This window comes from Nocardioides panacis, assembly GCF_019039255.1.
GTDB classification, from domain to species: domain Bacteria; phylum Actinomycetota; class Actinomycetes; order Propionibacteriales; family Nocardioidaceae; genus Nocardioides_B; species Nocardioides_B panacis.
In genome coordinates this window covers 1,556,603-1,582,312 of record NZ_CP077062.1, presented here as the reverse complement: position 1 = coordinate 1,582,312, position 25,710 = coordinate 1,556,603, and the positions used below count along the sequence as shown (strand labels likewise).

The 25,710-nt window shown below is 72.0% G+C and carries 28 protein-coding genes and 3 pseudogenes; 15 read left to right on the top strand and 16 right to left on the bottom strand.

Annotation, left to right across the window (positions count from 1 at the left end):
• Positions 1–88 precede the first annotated feature (88 nt).
• The 4 genes and pseudogenes from KRR39_RS07635 (at position 89) to KRR39_RS26510 (ending at position 3,223) form a co-directional block, all read left to right on the top strand.
• Positions 89–388 (top strand): DUF3099 domain-containing protein, encoded by a 300-nt coding sequence (locus tag KRR39_RS07635; protein ID WP_216941451.1) that lies wholly within the window; start codon positions 89–91, stop codon positions 386–388.
• A gap of 199 nt (positions 389–587) precedes the next feature.
• Positions 588–797: a hypothetical protein gene (locus KRR39_RS07630; protein WP_216941450.1), complete on the top strand. Its 210-nt coding sequence runs from the start codon at positions 588–590 to the stop codon at positions 795–797.
• A 68-nt stretch (positions 798–865) separates the two neighbouring features.
• Positions 866–2,311: pseudogene (locus KRR39_RS26515) on the top strand (diguanylate cyclase domain-containing protein); the annotation flags it as partial.
• Positions 2,312–3,223 (top strand): EAL domain-containing protein, encoded by a 912-nt coding sequence (locus tag KRR39_RS26510; protein ID WP_436972051.1) that lies wholly within the window; start codon positions 2,312–2,314, stop codon positions 3,221–3,223. It abuts the pseudogene before it with no gap.
• Here the strand turns inward: KRR39_RS26510 and KRR39_RS07620 are convergent.
• A complete protein-coding gene (locus KRR39_RS07620; protein ID WP_216941448.1) occupies positions 3,220–3,852 on the bottom strand; it encodes a 2'-5' RNA ligase family protein in 633 nt (210 codons plus the stop codon). The two genes, KRR39_RS26510 and KRR39_RS07620, sit on opposite strands and share 4 nt — an antisense overlap.
• 51 nt (positions 3,853–3,903) lie before the next feature.
• A complete protein-coding gene (gene moaA, locus KRR39_RS07615) occupies positions 3,904–4,902 on the bottom strand; it encodes a GTP 3',8-cyclase MoaA (RefSeq protein WP_216941447.1) in 999 nt (332 codons plus the stop codon).
• A gap of 119 nt (positions 4,903–5,021) precedes the next feature.
• On the opposite strand from moaA, the gene KRR39_RS07610 reads away from it, so the two are divergent.
• A complete protein-coding gene (locus KRR39_RS07610; protein WP_216942486.1) occupies positions 5,022–5,777 on the top strand; it encodes an SURF1 family cytochrome oxidase biogenesis protein in 756 nt (251 codons plus the stop codon).
• Here the strand turns inward: KRR39_RS07610 and KRR39_RS07605 are convergent.
• The 4 genes from KRR39_RS07605 to KRR39_RS07590 form a co-directional block, all read right to left on the bottom strand.
• Entirely contained in the window at positions 5,774–6,532 is a 759-nt protein-coding gene (locus KRR39_RS07605; RefSeq protein ID WP_216941446.1) for an SDR family oxidoreductase, read from the bottom strand. The genes KRR39_RS07610 and KRR39_RS07605 overlap by 4 nt on opposite strands.
• 23 nt (positions 6,533–6,555) lie before the next feature.
• Complete coding sequence (locus tag KRR39_RS07600; RefSeq protein WP_216941445.1) at positions 6,556–8,427, bottom strand: ABC transporter ATP-binding protein; 1,872 nt, start codon at positions 8,425–8,427, stop codon at positions 6,556–6,558.
• Positions 8,428–8,464: 37 nt separating this feature from the next.
• Positions 8,465–9,040, bottom strand: a complete 576-nt coding sequence (locus KRR39_RS07595) for an enoyl-CoA hydratase/isomerase family protein (protein ID WP_254185587.1) — start codon at positions 9,038–9,040, stop codon at positions 8,465–8,467.
• Between the two features lie 239 nt (positions 9,041–9,279).
• Entirely contained in the window at positions 9,280–10,878 is a 1,599-nt protein-coding gene (locus tag KRR39_RS07590) for an ABC-F family ATP-binding cassette domain-containing protein (RefSeq protein WP_216941444.1), read from the bottom strand.
• A 129-nt stretch (positions 10,879–11,007) separates the two neighbouring features.
• Here KRR39_RS07590 and ypfJ point away from each other — a divergent pair, with 129 nt between their 5' ends.
• From ypfJ to KRR39_RS07560, 7 genes and pseudogenes are all read left to right on the top strand, one after another.
• Positions 11,008–11,934 carry a KPN_02809 family neutral zinc metallopeptidase gene (ypfJ, locus tag KRR39_RS07585; protein WP_216941443.1) on the top strand — a complete coding sequence of 309 codons (927 nt, stop codon included), beginning with the start codon at positions 11,008–11,010 and terminating at the stop codon, positions 11,932–11,934.
• A 14-nt stretch (positions 11,935–11,948) separates the two neighbouring features.
• Positions 11,949–12,542 (top strand): biotin transporter BioY, encoded by a 594-nt coding sequence (locus tag KRR39_RS07580; RefSeq protein WP_216941442.1) that lies wholly within the window; start codon positions 11,949–11,951, stop codon positions 12,540–12,542.
• Complete coding sequence (locus tag KRR39_RS07575; RefSeq protein WP_367303731.1) at positions 12,535–13,497, top strand: AMP-binding protein; 963 nt, start codon at positions 12,535–12,537, stop codon at positions 13,495–13,497. The genes KRR39_RS07580 and KRR39_RS07575 overlap by 8 nt, the downstream gene beginning before the upstream one ends.
• 9 nt (positions 13,498–13,506) lie before the next feature.
• Positions 13,507–13,740: pseudogene (locus KRR39_RS24510) on the top strand (thiolase family protein); the annotation flags it as partial.
• 73 nt (positions 13,741–13,813) lie between these two features.
• Complete coding sequence (locus KRR39_RS07570) at positions 13,814–14,599, top strand: thiolase family protein (RefSeq protein WP_367303715.1); 786 nt, start codon at positions 13,814–13,816, stop codon at positions 14,597–14,599.
• Positions 14,590–15,282 carry an energy-coupling factor ABC transporter ATP-binding protein gene (locus KRR39_RS07565; RefSeq protein ID WP_216941440.1) on the top strand — a complete coding sequence of 231 codons (693 nt, stop codon included), beginning with the start codon at positions 14,590–14,592 and terminating at the stop codon, positions 15,280–15,282. The genes KRR39_RS07570 and KRR39_RS07565 overlap by 10 nt, the downstream gene beginning before the upstream one ends.
• Positions 15,279–15,881, top strand: coding sequence for an energy-coupling factor transporter transmembrane component T family protein (locus KRR39_RS07560; RefSeq protein WP_216941439.1), 603 nt, complete (start codon positions 15,279–15,281; stop codon positions 15,879–15,881). The genes KRR39_RS07565 and KRR39_RS07560 overlap by 4 nt, the downstream gene beginning before the upstream one ends.
• Positions 15,882–15,923: 42 nt before the next feature.
• Here KRR39_RS07560 and KRR39_RS07555 read toward each other — a convergent pair whose 3' ends face one another.
• Both KRR39_RS07555 and KRR39_RS07550 read right to left on the bottom strand, forming a co-directional pair.
• Positions 15,924–16,337 carry an STAS domain-containing protein gene (locus KRR39_RS07555; protein WP_216941438.1) on the bottom strand — a complete coding sequence of 138 codons (414 nt, stop codon included), beginning with the start codon at positions 16,335–16,337 and terminating at the stop codon, positions 15,924–15,926.
• A gap of 143 nt (positions 16,338–16,480) precedes the next feature.
• Positions 16,481–17,098 carry an acVLRF1 family peptidyl-tRNA hydrolase gene (locus KRR39_RS07550; protein ID WP_254185585.1) on the bottom strand — a complete coding sequence of 206 codons (618 nt, stop codon included), beginning with the start codon at positions 17,096–17,098 and terminating at the stop codon, positions 16,481–16,483.
• Positions 17,099–17,120: 22 nt separating this feature from the next.
• Here KRR39_RS07550 and KRR39_RS07545 point away from each other — a divergent pair, with 22 nt between their 5' ends.
• Complete coding sequence (locus KRR39_RS07545; RefSeq protein WP_216941437.1) at positions 17,121–17,261, top strand: hypothetical protein; 141 nt, start codon at positions 17,121–17,123, stop codon at positions 17,259–17,261.
• A gap of 3 nt (positions 17,262–17,264) precedes the next feature.
• On the opposite strand, the gene KRR39_RS07540 is transcribed toward KRR39_RS07545, so the two are convergent.
• The 8 genes and pseudogenes from KRR39_RS07540 to KRR39_RS07505 form a co-directional block, all read right to left on the bottom strand.
• Positions 17,265–17,576 (bottom strand): metal-sulfur cluster assembly factor, encoded by a 312-nt coding sequence (locus tag KRR39_RS07540; RefSeq protein WP_254185701.1) that lies wholly within the window; start codon positions 17,574–17,576, stop codon positions 17,265–17,267.
• A gap of 62 nt (positions 17,577–17,638) precedes the next feature.
• A complete protein-coding gene (gene sufU, locus KRR39_RS07535; RefSeq protein ID WP_216941435.1) occupies positions 17,639–18,115 on the bottom strand; it encodes a Fe-S cluster assembly sulfur transfer protein SufU in 477 nt (158 codons plus the stop codon).
• A 1-nt stretch (position 18,116) separates the two neighbouring features.
• Complete coding sequence (locus tag KRR39_RS07530) at positions 18,117–19,394, bottom strand: cysteine desulfurase (protein ID WP_216941434.1); 1,278 nt, start codon at positions 19,392–19,394, stop codon at positions 18,117–18,119.
• 16 nt (positions 19,395–19,410) lie between these two features.
• Positions 19,411–20,184 (bottom strand): Fe-S cluster assembly ATPase SufC, encoded by a 774-nt coding sequence (gene sufC, locus KRR39_RS07525; protein ID WP_216941433.1) that lies wholly within the window; start codon positions 20,182–20,184, stop codon positions 19,411–19,413.
• Between the two features lie 32 nt (positions 20,185–20,216).
• Positions 20,217–20,540 (bottom strand): non-heme iron oxygenase ferredoxin subunit, encoded by a 324-nt coding sequence (locus tag KRR39_RS07520; protein ID WP_216941432.1) that lies wholly within the window; start codon positions 20,538–20,540, stop codon positions 20,217–20,219.
• Positions 20,537–21,621, bottom strand: a pseudogene (gene sufD, locus KRR39_RS07515) (Fe-S cluster assembly protein SufD). The gene KRR39_RS07520 and the pseudogene sufD overlap by 4 nt, the downstream one beginning before the upstream one ends.
• Before the next feature lie 148 nt (positions 21,622–21,769).
• A complete protein-coding gene (gene sufB / locus KRR39_RS07510) occupies positions 21,770–23,188 on the bottom strand; it encodes a Fe-S cluster assembly protein SufB (RefSeq protein WP_216941431.1) in 1,419 nt (472 codons plus the stop codon).
• On the bottom strand, positions 23,185–23,880 hold the full coding sequence (locus tag KRR39_RS07505; protein WP_216941430.1) for a helix-turn-helix transcriptional regulator: 696 nt from the start codon (positions 23,878–23,880) through the stop codon (positions 23,185–23,187). The genes sufB and KRR39_RS07505 overlap by 4 nt, the downstream gene beginning before the upstream one ends.
• Positions 23,881–24,029: 149 nt before the next feature.
• On the opposite strand from KRR39_RS07505, the gene KRR39_RS07500 reads away from it, so the two are divergent.
• Entirely contained in the window at positions 24,030–24,944 is a 915-nt protein-coding gene (locus KRR39_RS07500) for an ABC transporter ATP-binding protein (protein WP_254185584.1), read from the top strand.
• Positions 24,941–25,708, top strand: coding sequence for an ABC transporter permease (locus KRR39_RS07495; RefSeq protein WP_254185583.1), 768 nt, complete (start codon positions 24,941–24,943; stop codon positions 25,706–25,708). The genes KRR39_RS07500 and KRR39_RS07495 overlap by 4 nt, the downstream gene beginning before the upstream one ends.
• Positions 25,709–25,710 lie beyond the last annotated feature (2 nt).

Sequence of the window (25,710 nt, the reverse complement as noted above, 5' to 3'; positions counted from 1 at the left end):
GGGTCGGGACGGGCCGCACGAGGCGGGTTGGCCCGATCGTAGAGCGCACGCCGTAGGTCCGTGCCCGGGGTCGACGTACGGTGGGGGCATGGCCCGCAGAGAGCCGGAGGCCGTCCGGATCACCACCGCGACCCGCAGTCACCACGCCGACATCGCGATCCGGCAGCGTCGGTACCTCATCTCGATGGGGATCAGGACGCTGTGCTTCGTGCTGGCGATCGTCAGCATCGGCCACTGGTTCATGTGGATCTTCATCGCCGGCTCGTTCCTGCTCCCGTACGTCGCGGTGGTGCTCGCCAACGCCGGGGTGTCACCGGACCCGGGCGGCCCGGAGTACTTCGACCCCGACCCCGAGCGCCGCGCGCTCGAAAGTGGTCCAGACACGTAGAAACTGCTCCGGCGCGTATCTGACACCTCGTTGGATTCGGCGTCTGCTGCGTGCAACAATCCTTCTCGCAGCGAGCTCAGTCTCCCCCGTCTGAGTTCGCTGCTCTACGTGACGCCGGACGACTCCCCCCGTGGTCGTCCGGCGTCGCACTTTCTCCCGGTGCCCGGCGGGCGAACGGCCGGTGGCTAGCGTGGGACCCATGTCCCCCATCTGCTCGGCCAAGGGGTGCCAGGCGCCCGCGGTCTGGTCGCTCCTCTGGAACAACCCCAAGCTGCACACCCCCGACCGTCGCAAGTCGTGGCTGGCCTGCGACGAGCACCGGACGTCCCTCGGGGACTTCCTCGGCGCGCGCGGGTTCCTGCGCGACGTCGAACCGCTGGACCCGTCGGGCCCCGTCGACGCGGGCTGACCGAAAACCACAAACGAGCCGCCTCCTTGCCGGATACTGGTGCTCGCCCACCCCGAACCGGAGGTCACATGGCTCGACCGCTCGCTGCGCTGTTCGCGTCGCGCAGCCGTTGGTTCGACCTCGGCGTCCTCCTCTCGGGGGTGTTCGTGGTCGTCTGGTCGACGGTCCGGCTGGTCCAGGACGGCGTCCAGATGAACGCGCTGGCGCTCGTCTGCATCCCGCTGATCGTGATCATCGCGAAGTTCCCGATGGTGCTCGACAGCGGCGAGGGCGGCATCGAGGTCGGCTTCGACTCCAGCGTGCTGATGTTCCTGCTCTGCACCCTGAAGAGCCCCTACGAGGCGGTCGTGATCTGGGCGCTCGGCGTGCTGGTCACCCAGATGACCACCGACAAGCGGCAGGCCGTCAAGCTCTTCAACCTCGGCGTCGGGTTCCTCGGCGGCGGGGTCGCCGCCGCGGTCGTCTTCCAGGTCCGCGGCCCCCAGGGCGAGGACACCTTCCGGGAGCTGGTCGCCGTCGCGCTGGCCGCAGCCTGCTACTTCGCCACCGACTACCTCACGTCCGCGGTCTCGGTCGCCATCGAGACCGACACCCCGGTGCGCGGGCACCTGGTGCAGCGCGGCACGCTCTTCGCGATCGCCTGCTTCGTGCCGTTCGACTCGCTGGGCTACCTCGGCGCCGTGGTCGCCCGCCACCTGGAGCTCTACACCCTGCTGCTGCTCGCCGTCCCGCTCGTGACGCTGCTCGTCGCCACCCGCGCGGTCAACCGCGGCCGGGAGAACGCCCGGCGGCTCAGCGTGCTGTTCGACGCGGCCGTCCGGGCCCAGACGCTGTCCGACACCCGCCAGGTCGTCGACGCGCTCACCGACGACGCCCGCCGGCTGCTGCGGATCGGGCAGGTCGAGGTCCGGTCCACCCCGCCCGGCGCCCACGAGATCGGCGCCCAGCTGCGCGACGGCCAGCGGGACAGCTGGATCGTGGCGCCCGGCCAGCACCGTGCCCGGTCCACGACCACCGCCGACCAGCAGGCCCTCGAGGCGATGGTGGCGGTCTCCTCCGACGCCTTCGCCCGGCTCCGGCTGACCGAGGACATGACCCACCTGGCCCGTCACGACCTGCTCACGAACCTGCCCAACCGCGGGCTGCTCCTCGACCGGGTCGAGCACGCGCTGCAGATGTCGCGCCGGCGCGGCAACCGGATCGCGCTGCTGTTCGTCGACCTCGACGGCTTCAAGCCGGTCAACGACCGGTTCGGCCACGCGGCCGGGGACGCGGTGCTGATCGACGTCGCCCAGCGGCTGCGGGAGTGCGTGCGGCAGAGCGACACCGTGGCCCGGCTCGGCGGCGACGAGTTCGCGCTGCTCCTCGAGGACGTGAACCCGCCCGAGGTCAGCACCGCCTGCGACCGGATCCTCACCTCGCTCAGCCGGGGCGCGCACGTCGCCGGCCACCAGCTGGCGCTGTCCGCGAGCATCGGGGTGGCGTTCGGCGACAGCAGCGAGACCGCCGAGAGCATGCTGCGCAACGCCGACCTGGCGATGTATGAGGCCAAGGCGCGCGGCAAGAACCAGTGGGTGGAGTACGAGCGGGCCATCGGCCGCTCGCGCCTCCAGCGCCTCGAGCTCGTGGAGTCCCTGCGAGCCTCCGTGGCCGCCGGCGACCTCACGCTCGTCTACCAGCCCGTCGTGCGTGCCTCCACCGGCTACATCACCGGCGTCGAGGCGCTGGCGCGCTGGAAGTCCAACGGGGTCGACGTACCCCCGGACGTGTTCATCCGGGTCGCGGAGGAGACCGGTCTGGTGGTCGCCCTCGGCGACGTGGTGCTCGACCAGGCCGCCCGTGACGCCGCGGTGATCTCCCGGGCCGCGGGCGGCGACTTCAACGTCAGCGTGAACATCTCCGCCAAGCAGCTGCGGGAGCCGGACTTCGTGACCAAGGTCGAGCGGGCGATGGCCAAGATGGACGGCGCGACCCTCGTCCTGGAGATCACCGAGCGCGACGGCATCGGCACCGATCCGGCGTCGATGAGCGCGATGTCCACGCTGGCCGACCGCGGCGTGCCGTTCGCGATCGACGACTTCGGGGTCGGCTTCTCCTCGATCGGCTACCTGCAGGACATGCCGGTGCGGATCATCAAGACCGACCTGTCGTTCTCGGAGAGCATCGACCGCGACGAGCGCTCGTGCGCCCTGCTGTGCTCGATCACGATGATGGGCCAGGCACTCGGGCTCGACGTGGTCGTCGAGGGCATCGAGCGGGCCAGCCAGCTCGACCACCTGCGCGACCACGTGCACGCGCCGTTCGCCCAGGGCTACCTCATGCACCGGCCGATGCCGCTGGACCAGCTGGTCAAGGTGATCGCCGAGAACCGCGCGCTGCCGGCGATCCCGCAGCGCGACCCGGCCCGCGTCTCCCCGTCGGTCTAGCGAGGAGCGAGCGGCATCCGCTCGAGCTCCTCGAAGGCGTCCGGCCCCTCGTCGGGCAGCCCCTTCATCAGCGAGATCGCGTCGACCTCCCACGACCGGCCGTGGAAGGCCTCCAGGGCGTCCACGACGGCCTGCAGGTACGGCGCGGTGGTGGTGTCGGTGATCGTGCCCACCTCGAGCCACGGGCGGAACTGGCGGCGGTCCACGAAGAAGCCGAGCCGCTGCACGACCTGCGGGACCCCGCGGCCGATGGTGTTCAGGGCGTCGATGTCGCCGTCGAGCTTGGCCCACACCGACTCGTCGCCCTTGAACTCCAGGGCGGTGCCGCCGGCGACGTGCAGGGTCGCGGGGGCCCAGGTGAGGGCCTCGTTGCGCAGCGCCTTGGCGAGATGCACCGAGTCGCCGAGGGTGACGTTGCCGAAGCCGGTCAGCGGCAGGTACATCAGCTCGACCGGCGGCTGCGTCAGCTCGTCGTTGGTCTCGTCCTCGACGACCGGGCCGCGTCCCCCGCCTCGGGAGAACAGGCCTCGCTTGGGTGCCGGCTCCGAGGCGGGCCGGACCGAGTCGACCACGGCCCGGACCTCGTCGAGGACCGGCCGGGGCGGAACGATGGCAGCAAACAGTCGCATGAGGTCATTCTGTCCGGTCGCGCTCGGAGCCGGGAACCCGGCACGCCGGGCTCAGCCCCCGATGGCCGACATCGGGCGGCTGGGCTGCAGGAACGTCACGTCGTCGATGCCGTGGCCCGGACGCTTGGTGAGCATCGCGGCCTGCCAGCGGCGGGCGATCTCCGCGTCGTCGGCGCCGCCGCGCAGCGCACCGCGCAGGTCGCTCTCCTCGCGGGCGAACAGGCAGTTGCGGACCTGACCGTCGGCGGTCAGCCGCACCCGGTCGCAGTCGCCGCAGAACGGCCGGGTCACCGACGCGATCACGCCGACGGTGTGCGGTCCGCCGTCGACGGTGAACAGCTCGGCCGGGGCGCTGCCCCGCGGCTCCTCCGCAGGCTCCAGCACGAACGCGCTGCCCAGGGAGTCGAAGATCTCGTCGGCCGTGACCATCGCCTCGCGGCTCCATCCGTGCTGGGCGTCGAGCGGCATCTGCTCGATGAAGCGCAGCTCGTAGTCGCGGTCCATGCACCACTGGAGCAGCTCGGGCGCCTGGTCGTCGTTGATGCCGCGCAGCAGCACCGCGTTGACCTTGACCGGCCCCAGGCCGGCCTCGGCGGCCGCGGCCAGCCCGGCGACCACGTCGGCGAACCGGTCGCGGCGGGTGATGGTCTTGAAGTCCTCCTCGCGGACCGTGTCCAGGCTGACGTTCACCCGGTCGAGCCCGGCCTCCGCGAGCGCCCGGGCGGTGCGGGTCAGGCCCAGCGCGTTGGTGGTGATCGAGGTGTCCGGACGCGGGGACAGGGCCGCCGTACGACGGATGATGTCGGGCAGCCCGCGGCGCAGCAGCGGCTCGCCGCCGGTGAACCGGACCTCGCGCACGCCGAGGCGCTCGACCGCGATCGTGATCAGCCGGACGACCTCGTCGTCGGTGAGCACGTCGTCGTTGGGCAGCCAGTCCAGGCCCTCGGCGGGCATGCAGTAGGAGCACCGCAGGTTGCAGCGGTCGGTGAGCGAGACCCGGAGGTCGGTGGCGACCCGCCCGAAGCCGTCGGCAAGCGCTGCAGAAGTCATTGCACCAGTCTACGAGGTGAGTGGGCACCGGACACCGCTGCACGTGCTCCAGATCACATGAGGGATCGGGACCCGGCAGGCCTGGAGGGCCGCGGACTACCCTCGGAGACGTGAGGTTCATGGTCAGCCGCCGCTGGGCGCTGTTCGCCGTCGTGGTCGTCGTGCTGGCCTACGGCTGCTACCTGCTGGGCCAGTGGCAGTTCCACCGTCTGCACGACCGGGAGAGCACCAACGCCCAGACCCGGGCCAACCTCAAGGCGGAGCCGGCGCCGGTGGGTGACGTGCTGCGGGTCGGACGGCCGTCCGCGACCGGCGACGAGTGGCGCCGGGTGAAGGCCACCGGCACCTACGACCCGCGGTCCTCGGTGATCGTGCGCTACCAGACCCGTGACGGCGCCTCCGGCGTCGACGTGGTGACGCCGCTGGTCACCGCCGACGGCACCGCGCTGCTGGTGGACCGCGGCTGGATGCAGACCGGCAACTCCGGCGCCGAGGCCGTCACTCCCCCGGCGCCGCCGAAGGGCGCCGTGACGGTGGTCGGCTACGTCCGCGCCGACGCCACCGGCAGCGCCGCGACCGTGACCGACATGTCCACCCGGGCGATCTCGAGCGCGGAGATCGCGCCGCAGCTCGACGTGCCGGTGTACGGCGGCTTCGTGGACGTCGAGACCGAGTCGCCGAAGCCCGCCGAGCCGCTGGAGCACGCCGAGCTGCCCGACCTGGGCAACGGCCCGCACTTCTTCTACGGGCTCCAGTGGTGGTTCTTCGGGGTGCTCGCGGTCTTCGGGTTCTTCTACCTCGCCTACGACGAGCGCAAGAAGCTGCGGAACCCGCCGCCGGTGCGCCAGCGCGAGAAGGTCCCGAGCGGGTCCTAGAGCGACCGCAGCATGCCGCCGTCGACCGGCAGCATCACCCCGGTGACGAAGCCGGCAGCCGGCGAGAGCAGGAACGCCGCGACGCGGCCGAACTCCTCGGGACGGCCGTAGCGACGCAGCGCGATGCCCTGGGACGCCTTCTCCTTCGCGGACGCCGCGTCCCCGCTCTGCTCGTCGAGCCAGCGCACCCGGTCGGTCTCGACGCGGCCCGGCAGCAGGCCGTTGACCCGGATCCCGCGCGGCCCGAGCTCGTCGGCGAGCGTCTTGGCGATCATCGCCAGGCCCGGGCGGAGGCCGTTGGAGATGGCCAGCCCGGGGATCGGCGACTTCACCGAGGAGGACAGCACGTAGGCGATCGAGCCGCCCGCCTCGAGCTCGCGGCCGATCTCGCGGCCCAGGCGCAGCCCGCCGAGGAACACCGACTCGATGGCCGCGGCCCAGTCCTCGTCGGGGGTGTCCATGATCGTCCCGGCGGCCGGGCCGCCGACGGAGACCAGGGCGCCGTCGAGCCGCCCGTAGGTCGACCGGGCGGCCTCCACGAGCGCCCGGGGGGTGCCGGGGTCGGCGTTGTCGGCCACCAGCCCGGTCGCGTGGGTCGCGCCGAGCTGCTCGACGGCCTGCCCGACGCTCTCCGCGTGCCGGCCGGACAGCACGACCCGCGCGCCGTCGGCCACCAGCGCCGTGGCGGTGGCCAGGCCGAGGCCGCCCGAGCCGCCCGTGACGACGTACACCTGTCCCTGCAGACCGAGATCCATGCGGACACCCTAGCCAGGACCGGTCAGGCCGAGCGGACCGCGAACTGGGTCTCGTAGAGCGCGGCGTACAGGCCGCCGTCGGACAGCAGGCTGGCGTGGGTGCCGGACTGCACGACCCGGCCGTCGTCCACGACCAGGATCAGGTCGGCGTTGCGGACCGTGGAGAGCCGGTGCGCGATGACCAGGGACGTGCGGCCCACGAGCGCCCGGTCCAGGGCCCGCTGCACGGCGACCTCGGACTCGGAGTCGAGGTGCGCGGTCGCCTCGTCGAGGACCACGATCGACGGTGCCTTGAGCAGCAGCCGGGCGATCGCGAGCCGCTGGCGCTCGCCGCCGGAGAGCCGGTAGCCGCGGTCCCCCACGACGGTGTCGAGACCGTCGGGCAGGCTGCGGACCAGCACGCCGATCTGGGCGGCGTCGAGACTGTCCCAGATCTCCTCGTCGGTGGCACCCGGGCGGGCGTACTGCAGGTTGGCGCGGATGGTGTCGTGGAACATGTGGGCGTCCTGGGTGACGTAGCCGACGGCGTCCTCCAGCGACTGGAGGGTGACCTCGCGGACGTCGTGCCCGTCCACGCGTACGGCGCCCGCGGTCACGTCGTACAGCCGCGCGACGAGGTGCGTCATGGTGGTCTTGCCGGCGCCGGAGGGGCCGACCAGGGCGACCATCTGACCGGGCTCGGCGGTGAAGGTGACGTCCTTGAGGACCAGGCCGGTGTCCCGGGACTCGGCGCGGGCCACCGTCTCGAGGCTGGCCAGCGACACCTCGTCGGCGCGCGGGTAGCGGAACGCGACGTGCTCGAACTCGACCCGGCCGGCGACGTGGGAGAGCTCGACGGCGTCGGGGTGCTCGTCGATCATCGAGGGCAGGTCGAGCACCTCGAAGACGCGCTCGAAGCTGACCAGGGCGGTCATCACGTCGATGCGGACGTTGGAGAGCCCCTGCAGCGGACCGAGCAGCCGCAGCAGCAGGGTGGCCAGGGCGAGCAGGGTGCCGACGGTCAGCGTCTGCTGGATCACGAGGACGCCGCCGACGCCGTACACCAGCGCGGTGGCGAGGGCCGGGATCAGCATCAGGGTGGCCGCGAAGACCCGGGTGATGACCGTGATCCGGATGCCGAGGTCACGGACCAGCCCGGCCTTGACGCCGAACGCGGCGTCCTCCTCGTCGCGGCGGCCGAACAGCTTGAGCAGCATCGCGCCGCCCACGTTGAACCGCTCGGTCATCGAGTTGCCGAGGTCGGCGTTGCCCTGCATCTGCTCGCGGGTCAGCCCGGCGAGCCGGCGGCCGACCCAGCGCGAGGCGACCAGCAGGATCGGGAACGTCGCCAGGCAGAGCAACGTGACCTGCCAGGACAGGGCCAGCATCACGACGCCGACCACGACCAGGCTGATCAGGTTCGAGACCGTGCTGGAGAGCGTGGAGGTGAACGCACGCTGGGCGCCGATCACGTCGTTGTTGAGCCGGGAGACCAGCGCGCCGGTCTGGGTGCGGGTGAAGAACGCCAGCGACATCCGCTGGACGTGCGCGAAGACCGAGGTGCGGAGGTCGAAGATCAGCCCCTCCCCGATCCGGGAGGACAGCCAGCCCATCGCCAGCCCCAGCGCCGCGTCGACGACCGCGACACCGGCGGCGGCGAGCGCGAGCAGGACCACCAGCCGGCTGTCCTGCTTCAGGATCCCGTCGTCGACGATCCTCTTGACCAGCAGCGGGGTGACCACCACGAGGGCGGCGTCGAAGACCGTGAGGAGCAGGAAGAACCCGATCGTGCGGCGGTGCGGCCGGGCGAAGCCCAGCACCCGCCGGACCGTGTTGCTGCCGAGCTTCTGCTCGGCGATGCTGCGGTCGGTGCGCATGTGCCGCCACACCGGTCCCATGCCGGAACCCATCGACATCTGCCCACCTCCGTCTCCGTCCGCTCGTGCGGTCGGGTCATTCGCCCATCAGGGACGCGAGCTCACGGAACCGGCGCACCTGTGCTTCACGCTCGGCCAGCCGTTGCTCCTCGAGATCGAGCCGCGACGCGCTCTGCAGCAGAGCCTTGGTCTCGGTGACCGCTCCGTAGATCGGGGCGGTCAACGCGGCCGCCAGGTCGGCGACGGCTCCGTCGAGCTCGTCGGAGGCCACGACAGCCGTCACCAGCCCGATGTCGCGTGCCTCGTCCGCGGTGACCCACCGGGTGGTGGCACAGATCTCCAGGGCTCGCGAGTAGCCAACAAGGTCGACGAGGGGTTTTGTTCCCGTCAGGTCCGGGACCAGCCCGAGGATCGGCTCGCGCATCGAGAACCGGGCGTCCTCGGTGACCACCCGCAGGTCGCAGGCCAGCGCGAGCTGGAAGCCGGCACCGACCGCCGCGCCCCGGACGGCGGCGATGCTGATGATCTCCGGCCGGCGCAGCCAGGTGAAGCCCTCCTGCCAGGTGGCGATGCTCTCGGCCATCTCCCCGTCGGGCATGTCCAGCATCTGCAGCACCGAGGTCTCGCCGTGCAGCCCGTCGGGGCTGAGCATCCGCCGGTCCAGGCCCGAGGAGAACGAGTCCCCCCGCGCCCTGCACCACGACCACCCGGACCCCGGGCGAGAGCGACGAGCCGATGATCCGCAGCGCGTGCCAGGTGGCGGGCGTCTGGGAGTTCTTCGTCGCCGGACGGTTCAGGGTGATGGTGGCGACCAGGCCGTTCTCCTCGAACGTCAGCCCGCCGCGCTCCAGGACCTCAGGGTCGAACCCGCTGCTCTCCATGCGGCGCACTCTAGGCGAGCGAGATCAGGTCCGCGTAGTCGGCGTTCCAGTGGTCCTCGACCCCGTCGGGCAGGATCAGCACCCGGTCGGGCTCGAGCGCGGCGACGGCACCCTCGTCGTGGGTCACCAGGATGATCGCGCCCTGGTAGGAGCGGATCGCGCCGAGCACCTCCTCGCGGGAGGCCGGGTCCAGGTTGTTGGTGGGCTCGTCGAGCAGCAGCACGTTGGCGCTGGAGACCACCAGGATCGCGAGCGCGAGCCGGGTCTTCTCCCCGCCGGACAGCACGCCGGCCGGCTTGGTCGCGTCGTCGCCGCTGAACAGGAACGAGCCCAGCACGCTGCGCGACTCCGTGTCGGTCAGCTGCGGAGCGGCGTGCCGCATGTTCTCCAGCACGGTCAGGCCGGTGTCCAGGGTCTCGTGCTCCTGGGCGTAGTACCCGAGCTTGAGGCCGTGGCCCGGCTTCACCTCGCCGGTGTCCGGGCGGTCGACGCCGCCCAGGATCCGCAGCAGCGTCGTCTTGCCCGCGCCGTTGAGGCCGAGGATGACCACCCGGCTGCCCTTGTCGATCGCCAGGTCGACGTCGGTGAAGACCTCCAGCGAGCCGTAGGACTTGGACAGCTCGGCCGCAGTGAGCGGGGTCTTGCCGCAGGGCGCCGGGGCGGGGAACTTGATCTTGGCCACCCGGTCCGCGCGACGCTCGCCCTCGAGGCCCTCCATCATCTTCTCGGCCCGCTTGAGCATCGACTGGGCGGCCTTGGCCTTGGTGGCCTTGGCGCGCATCTTGTTCGCCTGGTCGGTCAGCGTGTTCGCCTTGTTCTCGGCGTTCATCCGCTCGCGCTTGCGACGCTTCTCGTCGGTCTCGCGCTGGGCGAGGTACGTCGACCAGCCCATGTTGTACAGGTCGATCTCGGCCCGGTTCGCGTCGAGGTGCAGGACCTTGTTGACGCAGGCGTCGAGCAGCTCCACGTCGTGGCTGATCACGATCAGCCCGCCCTTGAAGGACTTGAGGAAGTCGCGCAGCCAGCCGATCGAGTCGGCGTCGAGGTGGTTGGTGGGCTCGTCGAGCAGCAGCGTCTCGGCGCCGGAGAACAGGATCCGGGCCAGCTCGACGCGGCGCCGCTGCCCGCCGGACAGGGTCCGCAGCGGCTGCTCGAGGATCCGGTCCTCGATGTTGAGGCTGGAGCAGATCTGCCGGGCCTCGGCCTCGGCGGAGTAGCCGCCGCCCGCGTGCAGCGCGGCGTCGGCCTTCTCGTAGCGGCGCATCCCGCGGTCCCGGACCTCCGGGTCGTCGGAGGCCATCTCCACCTCGGACTCGCGCAGGCGTCGTACGACGTCGTCGAGACCGCGCGCGGCCAGGATGCGGTGCAGCGCGAGCACCTCCGGGTCACCGGTGCGCGGGTCCTGCGGGAGGTAGCCGACGCTCCCGGCGCGGGTGACCGTGCCAGAGGCGGGCAGCGCGTCGCCGGCCAGGATCTTGGTCAGGGTGGTCTTGCCGGCGCCGTTGCGGCCGACCAGACCGACCTTGTCGCCGGCGGCGACGCGGAAGGAGACGTCGTCCATGAGCAGGCGTGCGCCCGCGCGGACCTCGAGATGATGAGCGGTGATCATGGGAAGCGAACCTCGACGAGCTGTAGATCAGGAAACGGACATGGAGCGACGTCCGGACTCAGTCGGTGGCGCACCTCATGGGTCCAGTCTACGCGGGTACAGTGCCGCCACCGAACGGAAGGCAGTGGCATGCGCTACAACCCCAAGGCCCGGCTCGACCGGAGCCAGGTCGACAACCGCCGCGGCAGCAGCAGCGGCGGCGGTGGCGGCGGATTCCCGATGGGCGGGGGCGGCGGCGGCCTCAAGGTCGGTGGCGGCATCGGCGGCCTGGTGGTGCTGGTCATCATCTTCCTGGTGCAGAGCCAGCTCGGCGGCGGAGGCGGCTCGACCGGCTCCACCGACCCGGGGGCGACCGGCAGCACCTCGCTCGACCAGTGCCGGACCGGCACCGACGCCAACCAGGACCCCGACTGCGCGCTGGTCGCCGACGTGAACTCGATCCAGGCGTTCTGGGCCGAGGCACTGCCCCAGCAGGGCGGGCCGCGCTACACCGACGCGACGACCACGATCTTCAGCGGCGGCCTCGGCACCGGCTGCGGCAACGCGACCGCCGACGTGGGGCCGTTCTACTGCCCGACCGACAAGCACGTCTACCTCGACACCACCTTCTTCAAGGACATGCTCGAGGGGCAGCTCGGCGCCAAGGGCGGGCCGTTCTCCCAGGCCTACGTCCTCGCCCACGAGTACGGCCACCACGTCCAGGACCTGCTCGGCACGATGGCCAAGGTGCGCACCCAGCAGGGCCGGAACAGCGACGCGGTGCGGCTCGAGCTGCAGGCCGACTGCTACGCGGGCATCTGGACGAAGTACGCGACGACCGCCGACGACTCGGGCGGCGAGCCGTACATCCTCGACCTCACCCAGGACGACATCAACCGGGCTCTCGACGCGGCCGCCGCGGTGGGCGACGACCGGATCCAGCGCAAGACGTCCGGGCGGGTGGACCCGGACTCCTGGACGCACGGCTCGGCGGAGTCCCGGATGCGCTGGTTCAGCACCGGGCTGAGCAAGGGCACCCTCGAGGCGTGCGACACGTTCTCGGCCCGCACGCTCTGAGTAGACTCCCGGCCGTGACCGCTCCCCGCTCGACCTCCCGTGACCTCGCGCTGGTCGCGACCTTCGCCGGCGTCGTCGCCGCCCTGGGTCTCGTCCCCGCGCTCACCCCGCCCGGCTTCACGGTGCCGATCACGGCGCAGTCGCTGGGCGTGATCCTCGCCGGCGCCGTGCTGGGCGCGCGCCGCGGCTCCGCGTCGCTGGTGCTGCTGCTGGTGCTGGTCGCGGTCGGGCTGCCGCTGCTCGCCGGCGGACGCGGTGGTCTAGGCGTGTTCGCGACGCCGTCGGTGGGGTTCCTGGTGGGCTGGCCGGTGGCCGCGTTCGTGGTGGGCTGGCTGACCGAGCGCGGCGGGTCGACGTACCGGCTGCCCTGGGGGATCGTGGCCAACCTGCTCGGCGGCGTCGTGGTGCTCTACGCGCTGGGCATCGCCGGGATCGCGCTGGTCGCCGGCATCTCGGTGCAGGCCGCGGCCGTCTCCACCTGGATCTTCCTGCCCGGCGACCTGGTCAAGGTCGTGGTCGCGGCGCTCGTCGCGCGCGGCGTGCACGCGGCCTACCCGGGCCTGCTCGGCGCGCCCGCCCGCCGGCACGCGGAGCGCACGCCTGTCTGAGGTCGCGGACTTCCTGGCCGCGCACGCGGCGCGGGTACCCGTCCGCCTGGGCACCTCCGGGACCTCCGGGTCGGCCCGCGCCGTGGTGCGCACCACGGACTCCTGGGTCTCCTCCTTCGACGCCGTCTCCCGGCTGGCCGGGCTCGGCGCCGGATCCCGGGTCTGGGTGCCGGGGCCGCTGGCCGCGACGATGAACCTGTTCGCGGCGGTGCACGCGACGGTCACCGGGGCGCGGCTCGTGGACGACCTCGCGCAGGCGACGCACGCCCACCTCACCCCCGGTGACCTGGCGAGGGTCCTCGGACCGGCGCTGGCCGGGGTGACCGTGGTGGTCGCCGGTGACCGGCTCTCCCCCGGGCTGCACGACCGCGCCGTGGCGGCCGGCGCCACCGTGCACCACTACTACGGCGCCGCCGAGCTCTCCTTCGTCGCCTGGGGCGCGCACGCCGAGGACCTGCGGCCGTTCCCGGGCGTGCGGGTCCAGGTCCGCGACGGGGAGATCTGGGTGCGGTCGCCGTTCGTCTGCGACGGGTACGCCGGGTCCCCCGGGCCGTTGCGCCGCGACGCGGACGGGTTCGCCACCGTCGGTGACCACGGCCTGCTGGCCGACGGCCGCCTGGTCGTGCTCGGCCGTCCCGACGCGGTGACCACCGGCGGTGCGACGGTGCCGCTGTCCGCGGTCGAGCCGGTGCTGCGGGCGGCGGCGACCGGAGAGGTCGTCGTGGTCGGGCTGCCCCACGAGGACCTCGGGGCCGTCCTCGCGGTCGTGCTGACCTCTCCCGGCGACCACGGTCCCCTGCTCGCCGAGGCTCGCCGGGCCCTCGCCGGGGCGCACCGGCCCCGCGTCTGGTTCCACGTCGCCGACCTGCCGCTCACCCCGGCCGGCAAGGTCGACCGTGCGGCCCTGGTCTCACTGGTGTCCGGCGCCGACGAGCGCGCCACCCGGCTGGTCTAGGTTCAGCGCGTGAGCCCCGTCATCGTCGCCGCGCTGCGCACCCCGATCGGCACCGCCGGCGGTGCCCTGGCGTCCGTGCCGGCGGCCGACCTCGCGGCACCGGTGCTCCGGGCGCTGGCCGCCGGTCTCGACGAGCCGGTCCGCGACGTGGTGCTCGGCAACTGCACCGGCCCCGGCGGCGACGTCGCGCGCGTCGCCGCGCTGGCCGCGGGTCTCCCGGTCGACGTACCGGGGCTGACGGTCGACCGGCAGTGCGGCTCCGGTCTCGCGGCCGTCGACGTGGCCTGCGCGCTCGTCCGGTCCTCGGGGGGGCGTCGTGCTGGCCGGCGGCGTGGAGTCCGCGTCCACGTCGACCCGGCCGGAGCGCGCGGCCTTCGCGCCGGCCTCGCTGGGCGACCCCGACATGGGCTTCGCCGCCGACGTCCTCGCGGAGAAGGCCGGGGTGTCGCGGGAGCGGCAGGACGCGTACGCCGCCCGCTCGCACGCGCTGGCCGCCGCCACCCGCGACGCGGGCGGCTTCGACGACGAGGTGGTGCCCGTCGGGGACGTACGTCGCGACGAGCGGCCCCGGACCGGCCTGACCGTCGACCGGCTGGCGCGGCTCCGGCCCGCGTTCCGCCCGGCCGTCGAGGGCGGCACGGTCACCGCCGGCAGCTCGTGCGGCGTCAACGACGGAGCGGCCGCGGTCACGGTCGTCGACGCGGACACCCACCGCCGGCTCGGCGTCCCCGGGCTGCGGGTGCTGGCCACCGCGACCGCCGGCGTCGACCCGAACCTCCCGGGCCTGGGCCTGGTCCCCGCCGCCGAGCAGGCGCTGGACCTGGCCGGCCTCCGGGTCGGCGACCTCGACGTGGTCGAGCTGAACGAGGCGTTCGCCGGGCAGGTCCTCGCCTGCTGCGACGCGCTGTGCCTGGACCCGTCGCGGGTCTGCGTCGAGGGCGGGGCACTCGCGCTCGGGCACCCCTGGGGCGCGTCCGGGGCGGTGCTGCTCGTCCGGCTCTTCTCGCAGCTGGTCCGGGCCGGGCGGGGCCGCTACGGGCTCGCGGCGATCGCGGTCGGCGGCGGCCAGGGTGTCGCGATGGTGGTCGAGCGATGCCGGTGATCGAGGCGCGCGGCGTCACCCACCGCTACGGCGAGCACACCGGGGCGCGGACCGTGCTGGCCGACGTGGACCTGCGGATCTCCGAGCCGCGGGTCGGCGTGGTGGGCGCGAACGGGTCCGGCAAGTCGACGTTCGCCCGGACGGTCAACGGGCTGGTCCTGCCCAGCGCGGGCACGGTCACCGTCGACGGGCTCGACACCCGCACCCAGGGCCGCGAGGTGCGCCGCCGGGTCGGCTTCTGCTTCACCGACCCCGACGCCCAGATCGTGATGCCGACGGTGGCGGAGGACGTGGCGTTCGGGCTGCGCCGCCGTGGACTGTCCAAGCCCGAGGTCCGGGCGCGCGTGGACGCCGCGCTGGCGTCGTACGGGCTGGCCGGGCACGCCGACCACCCCGCCCACCTGCTCTCCGGCGGCCAGAAGCAGCTGCTCGCGCTGGCGTCGGTGCTGGTCACCGAGCCGGACGTGCTCGTGATGGACGAGCCGACGACGCTGCTCGACCTCCGCAACGCCACGATGATCAGCCGGGTGGTCGCCGCCCTGCCGCAGCAGGTGCTGCTGGTCACCCACCACCTCGACCTGCTGGACGGCTTCGACCGGGTGCTGGTGTTCGACGGCGGACGGGTGGTCTGCGACGACTCCCCCGCCTCGGCGGTGGCGTTCTACCGGAAGCTGATGGCGTGAGCCCGCTGGGGCTGTACGTGCCCGGGACCTCGCCCCTGCACCGGGCCCGGGCCGGGCTCAAGCTGCTGGTGATGATCGCCGCCGGCGTCGGGTCGGTGTTCCTGCACCACGCCTGGCAGGTCCCCGTCGCGCTCGCGGTCGTGCTCGCGGCGTACGTCGTCGCCGGGCTGTCGCTGCGCACCGTGGGCAGCCAGCTCCGCCCGCTGCTGTGGATCGGACTGGTCACCGCCGGGTTCCACGTGGTGGTCAACGGCTGGGAGCGGGCCGTCGTGGTCGTCGGGGTGCTGGCCGTGCTGGTCCTGCTCGCCGCCCTGGTCACGCTGACGACGCGGACCACCGAGCTGGTGGACGCCGTGGTGTTCGCCTGCGGGCCGCTGCGGGTCCTCCGCGTCGACCCGGAGCGGATCGGGCTGCTGATCGCGCTGGGGATCCGCTGCGTCCCCGTGGTCGTCAGCCTCGCCGAGGGGGTCCGGGACGCGCAGCGGGCCCGGGGCCTGACCGCGAGCCCGCGGGCGTTCGCGGTCCCGCTGATCGTCCGGTCGCTGCGGCACGCGGACGCCCTCGGCGAGGCGCTGTCCGCGCGCGGCCTCGACGACTGAGCGGGACGGTGCCGCTCCGGGAGACCCGCCGGGTGGAACGCGCTAGCAGGACTCGTGACCGGCGGCGGCGCCCGCCAGCGACTCGAACGACGGCAGGACCAGCTCGAGCCCGGTGATCGCGAGCAGCCTGCGCACCATCGGGGAGGGGGTCGCGATGCGGACGGCACCGTGCGCCTGGCCCTGGTGCGCACGGGTGGCCACGAAGATGCCGAGCACGCCCGCGTCGAGGAAGGTCACGCAGCGCAGGTCGAAGACCACGTGCGGCGGCGCGCCCACGACTAGGCCGCGCAGCAGCGGCACCACCGCGAGGTCGAGGTCGCCGACCGCCTCGACCACCCGCCAGCAGCCCCACTGGTAGCTCCGGGCGGACGAGGACGGCCGCTGTCGTTGACGGACGATCGGCACCACCGGCCGGCGTGAGGAGACTTCGGCTGCGGGGCGGGAGTCGAGGCTCACGGGTACCTCTCGTTCCAACGTCTGCGACGTCGGCGAGGTCCGGGCCAACTTGTACCCTCCATGCTCCACCCGGAGCACCCGGTTGTCTGTAGCCCGCATGGGAGCGCGGGCGGTGCCATGCGGCGGTCGACCGGGACCCGCCCTCAGGTGACCTCGACGGAGACGGAGGCAGCGTCGAGGACCGCCCGGTCGAGCACGGACCGGCGGGGGTCCGGGACGGGCAGCCACGGCTCCACCCGTACGTCGACCAGGTGCACCAGCCGCGGGTCGGAGAGGACGGCGTCGACGGCGGACCGGTCTCCCCCGCACGCCAGAGCGGTCAGCCGCCCGGTGAGGATCCGGGCCGCGTGGTCGGCGGCTGCCTCGTAGGCCTGGCGCGCCTGGTTGTCGCGCCTCCGGGCGAACCGCTGCTGGCTCTGTCCGCCGGCCTTGGTGCGGCCCTGCACGTGCCGCTGCCCCACCTTGGACTCGGCGACGGCCAGGCCGGAGACGGTCGCGACGGCGAAGCCGCCCTTGCGCACCAGCAGCACGCCCCACCGGGCCGGGGCGTCCACGGCGTGCGCGAACGCGGTGGCGTCGGCGGGTCCGTCGTACCGGGCGCCGAAGGGCAGCGCGGCGACGGCGGTGGCGCCGTCGGCCGCGGAGACGGACAGGCACCCGGACGACACCACCGCCGAGGTGGCGCCGTGCCGGGTGCCGAAGTTCTCGAACCAGCGCACCACGCGACCGGCCGGGACGAGCACGGTGCGGGCGGTGGTCACGCGGACAACCTAGCCTTCACGCATGAGCGCACAGGAGTTCGCGGACCAGGCCGCCGAGGTCGCCGCCACGCTGAAGCCGGGCACGTGGGACGCGGTGCAGGCCCTCGCCCTGGTGTCGATCGCGCAGAGCCTCGCGGCGATCGCCGACCGGGGCCCGGAGTGAGCCTCAGACGTTGAAGCCGAGGGCGCGCAGCATCTCGCGGCCGTCCTCGGTGATCTTGTCGGGGCCCCACGGCGGCATCCAGACCCAGTTGATCGTCACGTCGTTGACGAGACCCTCGAGGGCCTGGTTGGTCTGGTCCTGGATGACGTCGGTCAGCGGGCAGGCCGCGGACGTCAGCGTCATGTCCAGCACCACGTTGGTGCCCTCGTCGAGGTGCACGTCGTAGACGAGACCCAGGTCGACGACGTTGATCCCGAGCTCGGGGTCGACGACGTCCTTCATGGCCTCGACGACGTCGTCCTTGGAGACAGTCATGGTCGAGCCGGAGGTGTCCACCTCGGGCAGGTCGCTGTGGTCGGGCGTGTGAGCGGTGTCGGTCATGACATCTCCTTCGATTCGGTCTGGGTGCCTGCGACGATCTGGGACGTCGCGTCCTTCCAGGCCATCCAGGACAGCAGGGCGCACTTGATCCGGGCCGGGAACTTGGCGACGCCGGCGAACGCGATCGCGTCCTCCAGCACCTCCTCGTCGGGCTCGACCCCGCCGCGTCCCTGCATCAGGGTCAGGAAGCTCTCGTGCACCGACAGCGCCTGGTCGAGCGGCTTGCCGATCACGAGGTCGGTCATCACCGAGGTCGCGGCCTGGCTGATCGAGCAGCCCTCCGCGTCGTAGGACACGTCCGCGATGACCGTGTCGTCGCCGGTGCCGGACAGGTGCACCCGCAAGGTGATCTCGTCCCCGCAGGTCGGGTTCACGTGGTGCACCTCGGCCTCGTAGGGGTCGCGCAGACCGCGATGGTGCGGGTTCTTGTAGTGGTCCAGGATGATCTCCTGGTAGAGCGCGTCGAGATCCATGTCAGGCCACCTTGAAGTACGTCTTGGTGTACTCCAACCCCTCGACGAGCGCGTCTATTTCGGCCGGGGTCGTGTAGAGGTACGACGACATCCGGGTCGAGCTCTGCACGCCGTACCGCTTGTGCGCGGGCTTCGCGCAGTGGTGCCCGGCGCGGACGGCGATCCCCAGGCTGTCGAGCACCTGGCTCACGTCGTGCGGGTGCACTCCGTCGATCTCGAAGGAGATCGCACCGCCGCGCAGCGCGGCGTCCTGCGGCCCGAGCACGGTCAGCCCGGAGACCGTCGCCAGCCCCTCGAGGGCGTAGCGGGTGATCGCCTCCTCGTGGGCCCGGACGTGGTCCATCCCGATCGCGGCGAGGTAGTCGACGGCCGCCCCGAGACCCACGGCCTCGACGATCGGCGGGGTGCCGGCCTCGAATCGGTGCGGGATCCCGGCGTACGTCGACCGCTCCATCGTCACGGTGGCGATCATCTCGCCGCCGCCGAGGAACGGGGGCAGCTGCTCGAGCACGGACCGGCGTCCCCACAGCACGCCGATGCCGGTCGGGCCGGTGACCTTGTGGCCGGTGAAGACCAGGAAGTCCACGTCCACCGCCTGCACGTCGACGGGCATCTGCGGCACCGCCTGCGCGGCGTCGACCAGCACCAGGGCACCCACCTCGTGGGCGCGGCGGGTGATCTCCGCGACCGGGTTGACGGTGCCGAGCATGTTCGAGACCCAGGTCAGCGAGACCACCTTGGTGCGCTCGTTGATCAGCTCGTCGATGTTCGAGAGGTCCAGCCGACCGTCGTCGGTCAGCCCGAACCAGCGCAGCCTCGCGCCCTTGCGCTCGGTGAGCAGCTGCCACGGGACGATGTTGGAGTGGTGCTCCATCTCGGTGATCAGCACCTCGTCCCCGGGGCCGACCGCCAGCGGGCCCTCGGCCCAGGCAAGGGTGTTGGCCACCAGGTTGATCGCCTCGGAGGCGTTCTTGGTGAAGACCACCTCGTCGCGCGACGGAGCGTTGAGGAAGGCGGCGACCTTGTCGCGGCCCCCCTCGAACCCGGCGGTCGACTCGGCGCCCAACTGGTGCATGGCGCGCGCGACGTTCGCGTTGTGCCGCTCGAGGTGGTCGACCATGGCGTCGACGACCACCTGCGGCTTCTGCGAGGTGTTCGCGCTGTCCAGGTAGACGAGCGGGTGCCCGTCGGCCATCGTGCGCGACAGGATCGGGAAGTCGGCCCGGATCAGGTCGAGCCCGTCCAGCAGACCGGGCAGGTGCGCGGTGTCGACCGTCATGGTCGGCTTCCTTCCGTCAGAGGGGCGGGCTCAGGCGTTCGTCGTCGTGGAAGCGGTCGTAGCCCTCGGCCTCGAGACGGTCGGCCAGCTCGGACCCGCCCTCCTCGGCGATCCTGCCGTCGACGAAGACGTGCACGAAGTCGGGCTTGATGTAGCGCAGGATCCGCGTGTAGTGCGTGATCAGCAGGACCCCCTTGTCGCCCTTCTCCTTGTAGCGGTTGACGCCCTCGGAGACGATCTTCAGCGCGTCGATGTCGAGGCCGGAGTCGGTCTCGTCGAGCACCGCGACCTTGGGGTCGAGCAGCTCGAGCTGGAGGATCTCGTGGCGCTTCTTCTCGCCGCCGGAGAAGCCCTCGTTGACCGAGCGGGTCGCGAACGTGGGGTCCATCTTCATCGCGCCCATGGCGGCGTTGACGTCCTTGACCCAGGTGCGGAGCTTGGGGGCCTCGCCGTCGATGGCGGTCTTCGCGGTGCGCAGGAAGTTCGACACCGAGACGCCGGGGACCTCGACGGGGTACTGCATCGCCAGGAACAGCCCGGCGCGGGCGCGCTCGTCGACGGACATCGCGAGGACGTCCACGCCGTCGAGGGTGACCGAGCCACCGGTGACGGTGTACTTCGGGTGGCCGGCGATCGAGTAGGCCAGGGTGGACTTGCCCGAGCCGTTGGGGCCCATGATCGCGTGCGTCTCGCCCTCGCGGATCACCAGGTCGACCCCCTTGAGGATCTCCTTGGGGCCGTCCTCGGTCTCGACGGTGACGTGCAGGTCGCGGATATCCAGCGTTGCCATCTGTTGTTCCCTCAGTTCCGTTGCTTCGAAAGTCAGTGGTTGATCGGGGTGGTGACGTCGACCAGGACGTCGTCGCCGTCGACCTGCACGGCGTAGACCACGACCGGCTCGGTGGCGGGCGGGCCGCTGGGCTTGCCGGTGCGGAGGTCGAAGCGCGAGCCGTGCAGCCAGCACTCGATCTCGCAGCCCTCGACCTCGCCCTCGGAGAGCGGGATCGCGGCGTGCGAGCACTCGTCGGCGACGGCGTACCAGTCGTCGCCCTCGTGCACGAGCGCCACGTCGGTGCCGTCGACGTCGACCGCGAGGGCCGTGCCGGGCGCCACGTCGGAGACGCCGCAGGCGCGGGTGAACGTCATGACGCCGCCCCGCCCACCTGCTTGGTGACGTTCTTCTCCAGCTCGGCCTCGACGGTCGCGAGCAGCTTCTCCTCGATGTTCGGGACGCCGATCTTGCGGATGATGTCGGCGAAGAAACCGTGCACCACCAGCCGGCGGGCCTCCTCCTCGGGGATCCCGCGCGCCTGCAGGTAGAACAGCTGCGCGTCGTCGAAGCGGCCGGTCGTGGACGCGTGGCCCGCGCCCTCGATCTCGCCGGTCTCGATCTCGAGGTTCGGGACCGAGTCGGCGCGGCAGCCGTCGGTGAGCACCAGGTTGCGGTTGGACTCGTAGGTCTCGATGCCCTCGGCGACCTTGCGGATCAGCACGTCGCCGATCCACACGGCGTGCGCGCCCTCGCCCTGCAGCGCGCCCTTGTAGTCGACGTTGCTGCGCGTCTTGGGCGCGTTGTGGTCGACGAACAGCCGGTGCTCGAGGTGCTGGCCGGCGTCGGCGAAGTACAGGCCGAGCATCTCGGCCTCGCCACCCGGTCCGTCGTACCGGACGGTGGAGTTCAGCCGGACGGTGTCGCCACCGAAGGAGATGCACACGTGCCGGTACGTCGCAGCCCGGCCGACGAGGGCCTCGTGCTGGCCGACGTGCACGGCGTCGTCGTCCCAGTCCTGGATGCTGATCACCGAGACGTTGGCGCCGTCCCCGACGATCACCTCGAGGTTGCCGGCGTGGATGCCGGACCCGCGGTGCTCCAGCACGAACGTGACGTTGGCGTGGGTGCCGACCTCGAGGACGTGGTGCGCGTTGCTGCGCAGGTCCGCGGCACCGGTGACCACCACGTGCACGGGCTCGTCGACCACCGTGTCGGCCGGCACCTTCACGTGCAGCGCCTTCTCGGTGTTCTTCGAGGCGACGGCCGCCGCCCGGTCACCCGGCACCAGGGCGCTGCCCCGGGGGGCCTCCCCGGGGCCAGCGTGCCGACGTGCAGGCCCTCGGCGCCGGTGACGTCGTAGGTCACCGCGTCGGTGTCGCCCGCGACGTCGTCCAGCGCGCCGCGCAGCCGCTTGAGCGGCGTGAAGCGCCAGACCTCCTCGCGGCCGGTGGGCATCGGGTGGTCGTCGAGGTCGAAGGACGCGACAGGGTGCAGGTGGGACGCCAGCTTGGTGGTCGTCTCCACCGCGCCTGCGACGGCAGGGCTCTCGGTAACAGTCACTACTTCGCTTTCGGGTTCGGGGAGGTCGGACGGGGTGGGCAGGTCAGCCGACCGCGCCTTCCATCTGCAGCTCGATGAGCCGGTTGAGCTCGAGGGCGTACTCCATCGGGAGCTCCTTGGCGATCGGCTCCACGAAGCCGCGGACGATCATCGCCATCGCCTCGTCCTCCTCCATGCCCCGGCTCATCAGGTAGAAGAGCTGGTCGTCGGAGACCTTCGAGACGGTCGCCTCGTGGGCCATCGACACGTCGTCCTCGCGGACGTCGACGTAGGGGTAGGTGTCCGAGCGGCTGATCTGGTCGACCAGCAGCGCGTCGCACTTCACGATGCTCGCGGAGTGGTGGGCGCCCTCGTTGACCTGGACGAGCCCGCGGTACGACGTGCGACCGCCGCCGCGCGCCACGGACTTGGAGATGATCGAGCTCGAGGTGTGCGGGGCCGCGTGCACCATCTTGGCGCCCGCGTCCTGGTGCTGGCCCTCGCCGGCGAAGGCGATGGACAGCGTCTCGCCCCGGGCGTGCTCGCCCATCAGGTAGACGGCGGGGTACTTCATCGTCAGCTTGGAGCCGATGTTGCCGTCGACCCACTCCATGGTGGCGCCGGCCTCGCAGGTCGCGCGCTTGGTCACCAGGTTGTAGACGTTGTTCGACCAGTTCTGGATCGTCGTGTAGCGGCAGCGGCCGCCCTTCTTCACGATGATCTCGACGACCGCGGAGTGCAGCGAGTCCGAGCTGTAGATCGGCGCCGTGCAGCCCTCGACGTAGTGCACGTAGGCGTCCTCGTCGACGATGATCAGCGTGCGCTCGAACTGGCCCATGTTCTCGGTGTTGATCCGGAAGTAGGCCTGCAGCGGGATGTCCACGTGCACGCCCTTGGGGACGTAGATGAACGAGCCGCCGGACCAGACCGAGGTGTTCAGCGCGGAGAACTTGTTGTCACCGGTCGGGATGACGGTGCCGAAGTACTCCTTGAAGATCTCCTCGTGCTCGCGCAGCGCGGTGTCGGTGTCGACGAAGATCACGCCCTGCTCCTCCAGGTCCTCGCGGATCTGGTGGTAGACGACCTCGGACTCGTACTGCGCGGCGACACCGGAGACCAGACGCTGCTTCTCCGCCTCGGGGATGCCGAGCTTGTCGTAGGTGTTCTTGATGTCCGCGGGGAGGTCGTCCCAGGTCGCCGCCTGCTTCTCGGTCGAGCGGACGAAGTACTTGATGTTGTCGAAGTCGATCGTCTCGAGCTCGCCGCCCCAGGTGGGCATCGGCTTGCGGTGGAAGAGCTTGAGGCCCTTCAGACGCATGTCGAGCATCCACTGCGGCTCGCTCTTGAGGTTCGAGATGTTGCGCACCACGTCCTCGCTGAGGCCGCGCTGGGCGGTGGCGCCGGCGGTGTCGGAGTCGGACCAACCGAACTCGTAGCGCCCGATGCCCTCGAGCTCGGGGTTGCGCTGGTCGATGGTGGTCATGAAGTCAACCTCTCCTGTGCCTGTGACTGGTGCGACGGTGACGTGGTTCTGGCGGCAGGGATGCAGGTGGTGCACACCCCGTCGCCGTGGGCGATCGTGGCCAGCCGCTGGACGTGCCGGCCGAGGACCTTGGAGATGACCTCGGTCTCGGCCTCGCAGAGCTGGGGGAACTCGTGGGCCACGTGGGAGACCGGGCAGTGCTGCTGGCAGAGCTGCTCGCCGACCGGCCCCTGACGGACCGATGCAGCGTAGCCACCCTGGGTGAGCGCCCGGGCCAGCGCCTGGGAGGGCGCGATGCCGGGCTCCCCCGCGACGATGGCGTCGTAGTGCGTCTCGATGCCGGCGACCCGGCGACGGGCGAACTCCAGCACGGCCGCGTCCCCGCCGGTCTCCTCCAGGAACCGCAGCGCCTGGACGGCGAGGTCGTCGTACTGCTGGTCGAACCGGTCGCGGCCCGCGTCGGTGATCGCGAAGACCTTGGCCGGCCGGCCCCGGCCCCGGGCGCCGTAGACCCGCGGCTCGCGGGCCTCGATCGCACCCTCGGCCAGCATCTGGTCGAGGTGGCGACGGATGGCGGCAGGGGTCAGCTCCAGACGCTCCGCGAGAACGGCCGCCGTGCTGGGGCCGAGCTCGAGCAACGTCCGGGCCACCCGCTCGCGGGTGGGGGAGTCGACTGCCTCGTGGATTTCCACAACATCATTGTGTCGTTATTGGTGCGGCAGTTTCAAATAAGGATCCCCTTACCTGCCCGGGGCGCTCGCCGGAGCACCCGACCCGGGTTCCTAGACTGAGGACGTGACCGCCCCCCCGCTCCGCCGTCGAACCGCGCCCCGAGTCCGCGGTGGTCGTCGAGGACCTGCGGATGGCGTACGGCGCCAAGACGGCCGTCGACGGGCTGAGCCTGAGCGTGGCGACCGGCAGCATCACCGCCGTCCTGGGGCCCAACGGGGCCGGGAAGACCACCACCCTGGAGACCTGCGAGGGCTACCGCAAGCCCCAGCACGGCCGGGTCCGGGTGCTCGGGCTCGACCCGCAGGCGCAGCGCCGCGAGCTGCTCCCCCGGATCGGGGTGATGCTGCAGAACGGCGGCGCCTGGTCCGGGGTACGGGCCGTGGAGATGCTCGAGCACATCGCCAGCCTGCACGCGCACCCGCTGCCGGTGCCGATGCTGGTCGACCGGCTCGGCCTGGGGTCGTGCGGACGCACGGCGTACCGGCGGCTGTCCGGTGGCCAGCAGCAGCGGCTCGCGCTCGCGATGGCGGTCGTCGGGCGGCCGGAGCTGGTCTTCGTCGACGAGCCCACCGCCGGCATGGACCCGCAGGCCCGCCGCGACACCTGGGACCTGCTGGCCGAGCTGCGTGCCGACGGCGTGACGATCGTGCTGACCACCCACTACATGGACGAGGCCGAGCGGCTCGCCGACCAGGTGCACGTCATCGACCGCGGCCGGCTGATCGCCTCCGGCAGCCCCGGCGAGCTGACCCGCGCGGGCACCAGCACCATCCGCCTGGTGGTCACCGAGCCGTTCCCGCCCGCCGCCCCGGCCTCGCTGCAGGCCACGCTCGGGCCGGGCACCGACGTCGCGACGATCACCGCGCAGAGCCTGCTGATCACCGGGCCCGCCGACGCCAGCACGCTGGCCAAGGTGTCCGCGTGGTGCGAGGAGCACGGCGTGCTGCCCGAGTCGATGACGCTCGGCCAGCGCACCCTCGAGGACGTCTTCCTGCAGATCACCGGACGAGAGCTGGCCGTATGACCTTCGCCCCCATGCCGGGCGCCGCCCCGCTGCCGCGGATGGTGCTCGCGCAGGCCCGGATGGAGACCCGGCTGATCCTGCGCAACGGCGAGCAGCTGCTGCTCGCGGTGGTCATCCCGCTGATCGTGCTGGTCGGCGGGATCTCCGCGGCCAAGCACTTCGACCTGACCTTCTCCCACAGCCCGGTGGACACGCTGACGCCCGGCATCCTGGCGCTCGCGGTGATGTCGACGAGCTTCACCTCGCTGGCCATCGCGACCGGCTTCGAGCGCCGCTACGGGGTGCTCAAGCGGCTCGGCTCCTCACCGCTCCCCCGGTCCGGCCTGCTCGCCGGCAAGATCGGCGCGCTGCTCGTCGTCGAGGTGCTCCAGTTCGTGGTCATCGGCGGGGCGGCCGCGCTGCTCGGCTGGTCGCCGGCGGTGTCCTTCGCCGGGTTGCTCGGGGCACTGGCCTGCACGCTGCTCGGCACCGCGGCGTTCGCCTCCCTCGGCCTGTTCGTCGCCGGCGCGCTGCGGGCCGAGGCCACCCTGGCGGCGGCCAACCTGGTCTACCTGCTGCTGATGGCCGGCGGTGCCGTCGTGTTCCCCGCGACCTCCTACGGTCCCGCCGCGGGCGTGCTCTCGCTGCTGCCGTCGGGGGCCCTCGGCGCCGGCATGCGGACCGCGTTCCTCGACGCCGGCTTCCCCGTCGTACCCCTGCTCGTGCTGGCCGGCTGGACCGCCGTCGGCACCGCCCTGACCGCGAGGACCTTCACGTGGGAGTGACC